The organism is Herbaspirillum lusitanum (assembly GCF_046025995.1).
Taxonomy (GTDB): domain Bacteria; phylum Pseudomonadota; class Gammaproteobacteria; order Burkholderiales; family Burkholderiaceae_D; genus Herbaspirillum; species Herbaspirillum lusitanum_A.
On record NZ_JAQQFM010000007.1, the window covers coordinates 91,782 to 103,852 of the forward strand.

Genomic DNA, 12,071 nt, shown 5'->3' on the forward strand with positions numbered 1-12,071 from the left:
GGATGCATGTCGATGCTGCCGATATCAATGCCGGGTTTCGACCTGAACCAGCGGTTCGTTCGATTGCGGCGGCAGCGGTTTGCGTTCACGCGGCGCATGCTGCGGCGGGGCGACTTGCGCAGCAGCGGCCTGAGCGGCTTGCAGCTTGACCGGATCAGTCGTTGCCAGTGTCAGGCCGGCGTTCGACAACATCTGGTTCAGTGCAGGCCACTGGTCGGCATTGCTGGCGACCGGGGCGCTGATGCTGCCGTAGGAGCCGCCGCTGACCGGTGCTTCAACAGGTGCTGGTGCAACTGCCGGAGCAGCAGAAACTTCGACTGCTGCCGGGCTTGCCGGCGCTGTTGTCACTGCTTCTTGCACGTCGGCCGACACGCTGATTTGCTGAGGAGCGGCAACAACCGGCGCTGGTTCAACTGCGACCGGCGCAGGTGCTTGAGTCGGCGCTGCAGCGATGGCTTCCGCGATCACCGGAGCCGGCGCGAAGCTGGCGTCGATGCTTGGCTCGGTCTTGGCTGGAGCATCCGTTGCTGCAGGCGCTGTTTCAGCAGCGGCAGCCGCGATGGCTTCCACGCTGTTGACGCCGGCTTCGACATTGCGGGTTTCAGCCTGGCTTGGAGCTGCCACTTCTGCTGCCGGCGCAACCGGCTGAGCGAAGCTGGCTTGCGCCACGGCTGCAACCGCGACTTCGACCGGGGCAGCGTTGTCAGCGGTGATCACGGCTGGCGCTTCATCGGCGGCGTTGGCATCGGACGAATCCGCTGCATTGGCGCCATCGACGCCTTCGACGCCATCTTCACCCACTGCGTTTTCGTCACGATCGCGGCGATGACGGTTACGACCGCCACGACGACGACGACGACGTGGTTCTCCGCCTTCTTCGCCGGCTTGCTCGCCCGGCTGGCCTTCGACCTGCGCTTGTGCTGCCTCGTTTTCAATGCTCAGTGCTGCGCCACCGGCCACAACTGCGGCTGTGGTCGCGGCGCCGGCAGCCAATGCGGCTTCCAGCGGCAATGCTTCTTCCGGCTTGGCTTCCTTGCGCTCGCCGCGTGGTGGACGCGGCTCCCGTGGCGGACGCGCTTCATTGCGGCGCTGACCGTCCTTGGCTTCGCGAGTTTCCTGGCCTTCACGCGCCTGACTCGGGTTTTCGGTACGTGGCTCACGCGGTTCACGCGCTTCGCGTGGCTCGCGCACTTCACGGCCTTCCTTGGGTTCGCGTGGCGGACGCGGTGGACGCGCCTGCTTGGCTTCTGCCGCTTCCGGAGGCTGCTTGGGATCCAGCGCCGGTGCTTGTGCGTCGCGGTTGCGTTGCGGACGTTCACCGCGCTCGGCGTTGCGTTCGCCGCCACGCTCATTGCGGCCGCGGCCATTGCGATTGCGACTGTTGCTGCTGCGATCACCGTCACGCTTGGCCGGTGTCTTGGTTTCGGTCGGTGTTGCTACCGGCGCAACTTCGATGGTTTTCTTGCGGAAGAAGCTGAAAATCTTGCCCAGCAGACCGGATTCTGGCGCCAGTGTCGGTGCCGGAATCGGTTCAGGCGCTGGCTTGCGCTCGACGATAGGCGCCGGCTGATCAGGGGTAATGCCCTTGACCACAGCTTCCTGACGCGGTTTGACGTCTTCTTTCTGACGCTTGCTGTAACCGATGTCGGTCTCGGCCTGTTCCGCCATGGCGTAGCTGGCCTGGGTATCGTCCAGACGCGGATCGTCGTGCTTGATGCGCTCCAGCTTGTAATGCGGGGTTTCCAGATGCTTGTTCGGGATCATGATGATCGTCACGCGGTGGCGAGTTTCGATCTTCAGGATTTCGCCGCGCTTTTCGTTCAGCAGGAAAGCGGCGACGTCGACCGGCGCCTGTACGTGAATGGCGGCCGAATTTTCCTTCATCGCCTCTTCCTGGATGATGCGCAGGACTTGCAGCGCCGAGGATTCGGTATCGCGAATGTGGCCGGTGCCGTTGCAGCGCGGGCAGGTCACGTGGCTGCCTTCGGACAGCGAAGGACGCAGACGCTGGCGCGACAGTTCCATCAGGCCGAAGCGCGAGATCTTGCCCATCTGAACGCGAGCGCGGTCGTGGTGCAGTGCATCTTTCAGGCGCGATTCGACTTCACGCTGATTCTTGGCGTTTTCCATGTCGATGAAGTCGATCACGATCAGGCCGCCCAGATCGCGCAAGCGCAACTGGCGGGCCACTTCGTCGGCGGCTTCAAGATTGGTGTAGAACGCGGTGGTTTCGATGTCGCTGCCGCGGGTGGCGCGCGCCGAGTTGACGTCGACGGAGACCAGCGCTTCGGTGTGGTCGATCACGATGGCGCCGCCGGATGGCAGCGGCACGGTGCGCGAGTAGGCGGTTTCGATCTGGTGTTCGATCTGGAAGCGCGAGAACAGCGGCACGTCGTCGTGGTAGCGCTTGACGCGGTGAACCATGTCCGGCATCACGTGCGCCATGAACTGCTGGGCTTGTTCGTGGATGTCGTCGGTGTCGATCAGGATTTCGCCGATATCGGGCTGGAAGTAATCGCGGATGGCGCGGATCACCAGCGAGGATTCCTGATAAATCAGGAAGGCGCCTGAGCCGGACTGGCCGGCGCCTTCGATGGCGCGCCAGAGTTGCATCAGATAGTTCAGATCCCACTGCAGTTCATCGACGTTGCGGCCGATGCCGGCGGTGCGGGCAATCACGGACATGCCGGTCGGCAGGTCCAGTTTATCCATGGTTTCGCGCAGTTCCTGGCGATCTTCGCCTTCGACCCGGCGCGAAACGCCGCCACCGCGCGGATTGTTCGGCATCAGAACCAGATAACGACCGGCCAGAGAGATGAACGAGGTCAGGGCCGCGCCCTTGTTGCCGCGTTCTTCCTTCTCGACCTGAACGATGATTTCCTGGCCTTCGCGCAGCGCTTCCTTGATGGAGGCGTTGCGGACATCGATACCTTCTTTGAAGTAAGTGCGGGCAACTTCCTTGAAAGGAAGGAAGCCGTGACGTTCTTCGCCGTAGTTGACGAAGCAGGCTTCAAGGGAGGGTTCGATACGGGTGATGACACCCTTGTAGATGTTTGACTTGCGCTGTTCGCGTCCGGTCGCTTCGATATCGATGTCGATCAGTTTTTGACCGTCAACGATGGCTACGCGCAATTCTTCCTGCTGCGTAGCATTGAACAACATACGTTTCATGTTTTTCACTCCGGGCCCCAAAAGGCCTTTAATGGCATTGCCGCTTTCAAATGGAGCAGCTATGCCAAAAGTACAGGGATGTACGCGAGAACGAAGTGATTGGGGGAGGGAATTGCCTTACTGCGTGGAGTGCAGTGCACTCAAACACAACGGGGCGCGGATGCGGTAGACCGGAAAGCCGGGCAGCGCCGTATCCGCGCCGGTCGTTCCGCAATAAGCGGGCACGCGGTCGGCGGACGGTAAGCTGGTCTGTTGAGCCAAACTAAACATTTTCTGATGGTTGGCGACGGCAATCGGGTTTAACTGCATCAACCGGCGAGCTTCACGACATGCTTAATTGCATATGCGAGTCTTGCCAGACTTTTATCCTGATAATCCAAACAATTCTGTTCATCTTCCAAGTGCGTTATCCGATTGCAACTACGGTGCAAACTGGACTCGCTCAGGGGAGTTGCGTACACGTTTTTTCGGGATCTTTTAATCTGCCGCGCCGCCTCGTTATCGGCGGCTTTGATCGGTCTGATCTAGCCGGAGCAGGGTTTTGAAGCCGCTGCGCGCGCTGCGCGTCATCATTTTAGGGATCCCCCTCGTCAAATTTGCAAATTAGCGAGGCTGACGAAGACGCCTCTGTGTAGAATGGACTTTTTTATTCTACTGACGTGGATTTTAGGTCCAGCGTCGAACGATTATATATTCAAAATGAAGGACTTAGCGAGATTTTCTGGGAAGGCGCCTGAAACTGCCAAAAGCACCGCGCTTTCTCAATCAACAACAGCTTCACCGCAAGTCCAGATGCTTACGATTTCTGAAGAAGAAGCCGGCCAGCGTATAGACAATTTCCTGCTGCGCGTGTGCAAAGGCGTTCCAAAAAGTCATATCTACCGCGTGCTGCGCTCGGGCGAGGTGCGAGTCAACAAGGGGCGCATCGATCAGACCTACAAGCTGGTCGACGGCGATGTGGTGCGCGTGCCGCCAATACGAGTCGCTGAGCGAGCAGAACCAACTGCACCCGGCGCCGAATTCAAGATCTTGCTGGAAGACAATCATCTGCTGGTGATCGATAAACCGGCGGGGGTGGCCGTGCATGGCGGCTCCGGCGTCAGCTATGGCGTGATCGAGCAATTGCGCGCGTCACGCCCGGATGCCAAATTCCTGGAGCTGGTGCACAGGCTGGACCGCGATACCTCGGGTATCTTGTTGCTGGCCAAGAAACGTTCAGCCTTGACCAATCTGCATGAGCAGATGCGCGATGGCGATACCGACAAGCGTTATCTGACGCTGGTGCACGGCGAATGGAAGAACGCGCGCCAGCACGTCAAGTTGTCGCTGCACAAATATACGACGGCCGACGGCGAGCGCCGTGTACGTGTACAGGACGATGGCCAGGCTTCGCATACGATCTTTTCGCTGCGCAAGACCTACGGCGAATTTTCCTTGCTGGAAGCTGAACTGAAGACCGGCCGCACCCATCAGATTCGCGTGCATTTGTCGGCCAGCGGATTTCCCATTGTCGGTGACGACAAATACGGAGACTTTCCACTGAACAAGGAATTGCAGAAGGCCGATGGCAAGCGCATCGCATTCAAGCGCATGTTTCTGCATGCGTATCAGATCAGCTTCATCCATCCCGAAACCGGCAAGCAGATTACGCTGAAAGCAAAGCTGCCGCCCGAGTGCGAGAAATTTCTGAAGAGCCTGGAGACTGGCGAGACTGGGGATTCCGACATGCAATATCAATGATTCAGGCAGCGCGATAGCGCTGGCCTGATGATATTTCGAGCTCCGTCTTTAAACTTTCCGCCAAACAATATTCAGCCGCTGCATAAACGCTAATACAATGACGTTCTTGCAACAGCAACACGATTTGAAAAGACAAACATGGCAAGAAAGCAATTTGATCTGATCGTTTTCGATTGGGATGGCACCTTGATGGACAGCACGTCCACCATCGTCAAATGTATTCAGGCGGCGGCGCGCGATCTCGGCTTGCCGATTCCCGACAAGAGCGCGGCATCCTACGTCATCGGCCTCGGCCTGCAGGACGCGATGCAGGCGGCGATTCCCGATGTCGATCCCAAATACTATCCGCGCATCGTCGAACGTTATCGCCACCATTATCTGGGGCAAGACAAGGACCTGATGCTGTTCGACGGCGTGACCGACATGCTGGCCGATCTGTCGCAGCAGGGCTATTTCTTGGCAGTGGCGACCGGCAAGAGCCGGGTTGGACTGAACCGCGCAATGAACAGCACCGGCCTACTGTCGGTGTTCGACGCCACGCGCTGCGCCGATGAGACTTTCTCCAAGCCGCATCCGGCCATGCTGCAGGAGCTGACCCGAGAACTCGGACAGGACATGCATCGCACCTTGATGATCGGCGACACCACGCACGATCTGCAAATGGCGATCAACGCCGGTGCCGGCGGTGTTGCGGTAGAATTCGGCGCGCATCCGGTGGCGCAGTTGCAAGCGCTCAATCCGCTGTTTTCGGCCAAGTCGATTCCTGAGCTGCATCAATGGCTGACTGACAACGCCTGAGCGTCGGAGGCAGAAGGCAAGGCCGGCACGCCCTGATGCAGAGTCATATGGCGCGGCTGCGCCTGATATCACCGGCTATTCGCAGATGCTTTCAGAGCCAGCGAACACCATGGCCTCCATGGCGGAGTTGCCGCGGGCTGCACTCGGATAAGCAATATAACGAAGACAGCGCAGACTAAGCAGAATAAGCAAGATAAGAGATCCATGAGCCAGAACGACATCTTTATCTGTGACTCCGCCGAAATCGAAGAGGGCGGCAAGGGCAAGCGTTTTCCGGTGAAGGTGCGCGGGGACGATACTTCCGGCTTCGTGGTGCGCTACGGTGGGCAGATTTACGGTTATCTGAATCGCTGCGCGCATGTCCCGATTGAGCTGGACTGGGCCGAAGGCGAATTCTTTGAATCCAGCGGTTTGTATCTCATGTGCGCAACACATGGCGCGGTTTATGCCCCCGATACCGGAAAATGTGAGGGCGGCCCTTGTACCGGCGCGCACTTGCATAAGATCATGACAACTGAGAAAGACGGCCAGATATTCTGGACGCCAGACGACTACGTCAAGCCGGGCCAGGCATAAGATATCGCTTCATTTTGAAACGGTGCCCAGCCGTCCCGAAAACCGGAAGCGCCGGATCAAGCCGGCGCTTCGCTTTAAGTGAGCCTATGAGCAATAACGAATTTGAACCGCCTGAATCGCTGCCGAATTCTCAAGCGGCCAAGCCGGAATCTGCGGCCGCTCCGGTGCAAACCAGAGGTGCTGCGAAGGAAGAGAAGAAACCGGGCTGGGAACGCGACGTGCTGGAAAAGCTGGCGCTGTTTGCCGTCAAGGAACAACGCGCACGTCGTCGCTGGAGTATCTTTTTCAGGATTGTCGGCCTGTTCGTCCTGGTATTTGGCGTCTGGGCGATCTTCAATTACGGCAAGACCGAAACCCAGCCGCTCGGCACGCATACCGCCCTCGTTGAAATCAAGGGCACCATCGAGTCCGAGGGCCAGGGGTCGGCCGGCGTCGTGATTCCTGCGCTGGACAAGGCATTCGCGGCCCAGGATTCGGTCGGCGTGATCCTCAAGATCAACAGCCCCGGCGGCAGTCCTGTGCAGGCCGGCATGATCAACGACGAAATCACGCGTCTGCGCAAGGCCTATCCCAAGAAGCCGATCTACGTGGTGGTTGAGGAAATCTGCGCATCCGGCGGTTATTACATCGCCGCTGCGGCCGACAAGATTTATGTCGACAAGGCCAGCCTGATCGGCTCGGTCGGCGTGCTGATGGACGGTTTCGGTTTCACCGGTCTGATGGACAAGCTGGGCGTAGAGCGCCGTTTGCTGACCGCCGGCGAGAACAAGAGCTTCCTCGATCCGTTCAGCCCGCAAAGCGCCAGGCAAAAGGAGTACGCGCAGGCCATGCTCAATGAAATTCACCAGCAGTTCATCGAAGTGGTGCGCCAGGGCCGCGGCGCGCGCCTGAAGGAAACGCCGGAAACTTTCTCAGGCCTGATCTGGACCGGTTCCAAGGCGATTGAAGCAGGCCTGGCCGATGGCTACGGCACGGTCGATAGCGTGGCGCGCGACGTCATCAAGGCGGAAGACGTAGTCGACTATACGCAGTCTGAAAACCTGTCGGAACGTGTGCTCAAGAAATTCGGCGTTGCGGTTGGCAGCGGCATTGCGCGCTTCATGACAGGTGGCAATCAGCAGCTGCAATTGCGCTGAGCACTGTTGCAGTGGGCGATGCATTCATCGCTGCAAATAAAAAACGGGACCAGTGGTCCCGTTTTTTTATGCTTTTGCACCTTCGGTTTTATCTCGATCGCGGCTTCTTTATCGAGAATTTTTTAAGTCTGCGCATGCTGAAGAGATTGGCTCTTCCTTGGCAATATCAATCAATCCGCCAGTAACAAAAACACAGTCGGCTTCTTGTGGAAATCCGGGCCTTTACCCGCGGTCAGCGCCGTTTTCCATTGCGCTGCCGTCTGGGTTCTGACTGATTCCTGCGGCAGACTCAGATCGGTCGCCACGCTGATCAGCGTGGCCGGCTGGCAGGTGGCTGCCAGTGCCTCCAGCATGGCGGCGTTGCGATAAGGTGTTTCGATCAGCAATTGCGTCTGTTTTTCATGGCGCGAGCGTTCTTCCAGTTGGCGGATGCGTTTGGCGCGCGCCGTAACGTCGGTCGGCAGATAGCCGTTGAAGGCAAAGCTCTGTCCGTTCAGGCCGCTGGCCATTACAGACAGCAGCAGGGAGGAAGGGCCAACCAGCGGCTTCACGGTAATGCCGTGCTGATGCGCCAGGCGTACAAGATTGGCGCCTGGGTCCGCCACCGCCGGCACACCGGCTTCCGAGATCAGGCCGACATCGTGTCCCGCCAGCAGCGGCGTGAGCAAGGCCGGCAAGCCGGCCGGCGGCGTATTCACGTTCAGTTCGGCGATGCTGATTTCCTGTATCGGTTTTTTCAGCGGCTGCGCGCTGCCCAGCAACTTGAGAAAGGCGCGCGTGGTCTTGGCGTTCTCTGCGATGAAATGATCGAGCCGCGCGGTCAGCGCCTGCACCTCGCGTGGAATGATGGCGTCGAGCGGATGCCCGGCTGCCGCTCTGCCTGAGTTGCTTGCGTCCGGGGTGCCCAGGGTGTTGGGAACGAGATAAAGAATGCCTGCCATCGGAAACTATATAAATAATTGTATAAAATAAAAGCCTTGCGCCGCTGCATTTGTCTGTCAACATGCGGGCATGGCGGTATTCTACAGATTGCAGCGCGCCAAGGCGCGGTTGCTCCGCTGCCGGCGCACTGCAGGCATGCGATTCGGCCGGCACCTGGAATGCTTGCTCATGCATGCCGGAGTATGCTGCGAAAGAATCATGCGAAATAGATGTGTCTGTCATGAAACTGTCATGCAAGACAACTATCTTGTCCATCCATCGGAATTGCATTGTATTTGGTCGCCGGGTCGGCGCTGGGAAATGATTTGCATGTCCGGAGCGCGCCGGGGCTGGCAACGATCTTGCGGTCCTCAGTTATAAACAGTTTTTTTAGTATCCGTTACCGGAAGGGAATGAATGTTTGCTGCAGTAGATCTTGGCTCCAACAGTTTTCGTTTGCACATAGGCAAACATGAGAACGACGTCATTCGCGTCATTAAAAGTGCGCGTGATCCGATTCGGCTGGCGGCGGGGCTGGACAAGAACGGCAATCTCACCGAGCAGGCGCAGAAAGTTGCGCTGGAGTCGCTGACACGTTTTCGCGCCATCCTGCAGGAGTACTCGCTGGATTCGGTGCGCGTGGTCGCTACCAATACTTTGCGCGTCGCCAAGAATGCTCAAGCTTTTTTACCCGAGCTGGAACAAGCCATCGGTTATCCGGTGGAAATCATTTCCGGCGAAGAGGAGGGGCGTCTGATATACATGGGCGTGGCCGGTGTGCTGGCCCAGCCCGACGAAGAGCGCATGGTGATCGACATCGGCGGCGGATCGACCGAAGTCATTCGCGGTCGCGGCGGCGACATCCGCCATGTCGAATCCTTCGGCATCGGCACCGTCAATCAGAGTCTGGCGTTCTTCTCGGACGGCATCATCAGCGAGGACGCATTCCGCCGCGCTGTCCTCTCGGCGCGCTCGCATGTGGAAGACGCGGTCTCGCTGTTCAGCTTCGATCGCACGATCAAGGTCTACGGTTCATCCGGCACCATGCGCGCGATTGCCGACACCATCGCGCGCAACAACATGGGCGACGGCACCGTCACACCGCAAAGTGTGGATGAGCTCAAACAGCGTCTGATCGATTTCGGCCACGTTAGCCGCATCGAGCTGTCGGGCATGAAGCCGGATCGCGCTTCCGTCATCATGGGCGGGCTGGCGGTGCTGATCGGCTTCATGAAAGAGTTCGGCATAGATCGCATCACGCCAGTGGAAGCCGGTTTGCGCATGGGGGTGATGTGGGATCTGCAGCTGCGCGCGACACAGCGTGATCGGCGTGAACTGTCGGTCGATGATTTCTGTCGGCGTTTTCAGGTGGACGTGGTGCGCGCCAAAAACGTGGCGTCCACTGCACTCGGCTTTTTCCAGTTGCTCAAGCCTGGCAACGAGGCTTATGGGAAGTATTTGCTCTGGAGTGCGCAACTGCACGAGATCGGACTGATCGTTTCGCATAGCGGCTATCACAAGCATTCGGCCTACATGATTGCGCATGGCGACATGCCAGGCTTCACCACGCGTGAGCAGCGTCTGATGAGCAATCTGATCCTTGGGCAAAAGGGCAATCTGCGCAAGATCAGCGAGATGCTGGCTGATGTCGATTTCGCCAAATCGGTGTTGGCTTTGCGACTCGCCGTGATGTTCATGCATTCGCACATCACTCTGGTGGAAGATCAGGTCAAGGTCAAGATGAGGAGTCGCATCGATATCGATATCCGGCGCGATTGCGTGCAGGAGCATCCCAGTATTTCCTTCTGGTTTCAGAAGGAGCAGGAGTGGTGGGCCGGCATCGGTGTCGAGTTCGCAGTGAAGGTGAGCGGCTGAACGGTGCAAGATGCCGATGAGATGTCGGCGTCAGGTCTGAGGGATCGCAGCGCTGAAATGAAAAAGCTTCCGTACTCAATACGGAAGCTTTTTTTTACGACTGTCCTGCACGTGTTGCGGATGACTGCTCGTTGGGATTAATCCAGCTTGGCAGCGTGTTCGCGCGTCGCGTGGAAGGTCACGCCCGGCCAGCGCTCCTGGGTCAGACGCAGGTTCACGCCCGACGAAGCCAGGTAGGCCAGATTGCCGGCGGCGTCATGCGCCAGATTGACGCCGGCCGATGAGCGTTCAAAGTCGGCCAGCATCTTCTTGTCGTCGCAACTCACCCAGCGCGCGCTGCTGATGCTGGTGCCTTCGAACACGGCATCCACGCCGTATTCATTCAGCAGACGGCTGGCCACGACTTCAAACTGCAGCACGCCGACCGCGCCGAGAATCAGATCGCTGCTGACGGTCGGTTTGAAGACCTGCACCGCACCTTCTTCGCCCAGTTGTTGCAAGCCCTTGTGCAATTGCTTGATCTTGAGCGGATTGCGGATGCGCGCGACGCGGAAGAAGTCCGGCGCAAAGTAGGGGATGCCGGTGAACTGCAGCATCTCGCCTTCGGAAAAACTGTCGCCGATCTGCATGTTGCCGTGATTCGGCAGGCCGATGATGTCGCCGGCATAGGCTTCTTCAACCTGCTCGCGGCTGGAGGCCATGAAGGTCACCACCGACGACACCTTGATGTCGCGGCCCAGGCGCAGATGCTTGAGTTTCATGCCGCGTTCGAAGCGGCCCGAACACACGCGCAGGAAGGCGATGCGGTCGCGGTGCGCCGGATCCATGTTGGCCTGAATCTTGAACACGAAGCCCGAGAACGGCGCTTCCACCGGTTCGACGCTGCGCACGGTGGCATCGCGTCCGCCAGGCGCCGGGGCCCAGTCGAGCAGGGCGTTGAGGATTTCCCGCACGCCGAAGTTGTTGATCGCGGAGCCGAAGAATACCGGCGTCTGGATGCCGGCCAGGAACTCATCCAGATTGAAGGGATGCGAGGCGCCGTGCACCAGTTCGACTTCCATCTTGAGTTGTTCGATTTCCAGGGGGAACATCTCGACCAGCTTGGGATTGTCGATGCCCTTGATGATTTCCACGTTGCCGTCGGCGCGTTCTTCACCGGCCTTGAACAGCATGATTTCATCGCGCAGCAGGTGATACACGCCGCGGAAACTCTTGCCCATGCCGATCGGCCAGGTCACCGGCGCGCATTGAATCTTGAGCACCGATTCCAGCTCATCGAGCAACTCCAGCGGATCGCGGGTTTCGCGGTCCATCTTGTTCATGAAGGTGATGATCGGCGTATTGCGCATGCGGCAGACGTTGAGCAGCTTGATGGTCTGTTCTTCCACGCCCTTGGCGGCATCGATCACCATCAGTGCCGAGTCGACCGCGGTCAGCACGCGATAGGTATCTTCCGAGAAATCCTGGTGACCCGGGGTGTCGAGCAGATTGACCACGTGGTCGCGGTATTCGAACTGCATCACCGAGCTGGCCACCGAGATGCCGCGCTGCTTTTCAATCTCCATCCAGTCGGACGTTGCGTGGCGGCCGCTCTTGCGGGCCTTGACGGTGCCCGCCAATTGAATCGCGCCTGAAAACAGCAGCAGTTTTTCAGTCAGCGTGGTCTTGCCGGCGTCGGGGTGGGAGATGATGCCGAAGGTGCGGCGACGCGCCACTTCGCTTTTGATCAGTTCGGTCGATACCTGTTCGCCGCCGGCGGAGGCGGAAACGTCGATCGCGGAATCGTTGCTAGGCTCTTGCATGATGAATCGTTCTGCGGGAAAGGCCGACGCGCCCCGGCAAAACGAGAGACGA

8 protein-coding genes are annotated in these 12,071 nt (G+C 58.8%); 5 read left to right on the forward strand and 3 right to left on the reverse strand.

Going from position 1 to position 12,071, the window contains the following annotated elements; genetic code table 11:
• Nucleotides 1-24: 24 nt before the first annotated feature.
• Nucleotides 25-3,171, reverse strand: coding sequence for an Rne/Rng family ribonuclease (locus tag PQR62_RS16350; RefSeq protein ID WP_408159052.1), 3,147 nt, complete (start codon nucleotides 3,169-3,171; stop codon nucleotides 25-27).
• A gap of 699 nt (nucleotides 3,172-3,870) precedes the next feature.
• Here PQR62_RS16350 and PQR62_RS16355 point away from each other — a divergent pair.
• From PQR62_RS16355 to PQR62_RS16370, 4 genes are all read left to right on the forward strand, one after another.
• Nucleotides 3,871-4,911, forward strand: a complete 1,041-nt coding sequence (locus tag PQR62_RS16355; RefSeq protein WP_408159053.1) for an RluA family pseudouridine synthase — start codon at nucleotides 3,871-3,873, stop codon at nucleotides 4,909-4,911.
• 138 nt (nucleotides 4,912-5,049) lie between these two features.
• Nucleotides 5,050-5,709, forward strand: coding sequence for an HAD-IA family hydrolase (locus PQR62_RS16360; RefSeq protein ID WP_408159054.1), 660 nt, complete (start codon nucleotides 5,050-5,052; stop codon nucleotides 5,707-5,709).
• Nucleotides 5,710-5,913: 204 nt separating this feature from the next.
• Nucleotides 5,914-6,285, forward strand: coding sequence for a Rieske (2Fe-2S) protein (locus PQR62_RS16365; RefSeq protein ID WP_408159055.1), 372 nt, complete (start codon nucleotides 5,914-5,916; stop codon nucleotides 6,283-6,285).
• Nucleotides 6,286-6,371: 86 nt separating this feature from the next.
• On the forward strand, nucleotides 6,372-7,421 hold the full coding sequence (locus tag PQR62_RS16370) for a S49 family peptidase (protein WP_408159056.1): 1,050 nt from the start codon (nucleotides 6,372-6,374) through the stop codon (nucleotides 7,419-7,421).
• 170 nt (nucleotides 7,422-7,591) lie between these two features.
• Here the strand turns inward: PQR62_RS16370 and PQR62_RS16375 are convergent, their stop codons facing one another.
• Nucleotides 7,592-8,362: an SAM-dependent methyltransferase gene (locus tag PQR62_RS16375; RefSeq protein WP_408159057.1), complete on the reverse strand. Its 771-nt coding sequence runs from the start codon at nucleotides 8,360-8,362 to the stop codon at nucleotides 7,592-7,594.
• A 397-nt stretch (nucleotides 8,363-8,759) separates the two neighbouring features.
• On the opposite strand from PQR62_RS16375, the gene PQR62_RS16380 reads away from it, so the two are divergent.
• Complete coding sequence (locus tag PQR62_RS16380) at nucleotides 8,760-10,217, forward strand: Ppx/GppA phosphatase family protein (protein WP_408159058.1); 1,458 nt, start codon at nucleotides 8,760-8,762, stop codon at nucleotides 10,215-10,217.
• A 137-nt stretch (nucleotides 10,218-10,354) separates the two neighbouring features.
• Here PQR62_RS16380 and PQR62_RS16385 read toward each other — a convergent pair whose 3' ends face one another.
• Nucleotides 10,355-12,019 (reverse strand): peptide chain release factor 3, encoded by a 1,665-nt coding sequence (locus PQR62_RS16385; protein ID WP_408159059.1) that lies wholly within the window; start codon nucleotides 12,017-12,019, stop codon nucleotides 10,355-10,357.
• Between the last annotated feature and the right edge of the window lie 52 nt (nucleotides 12,020-12,071).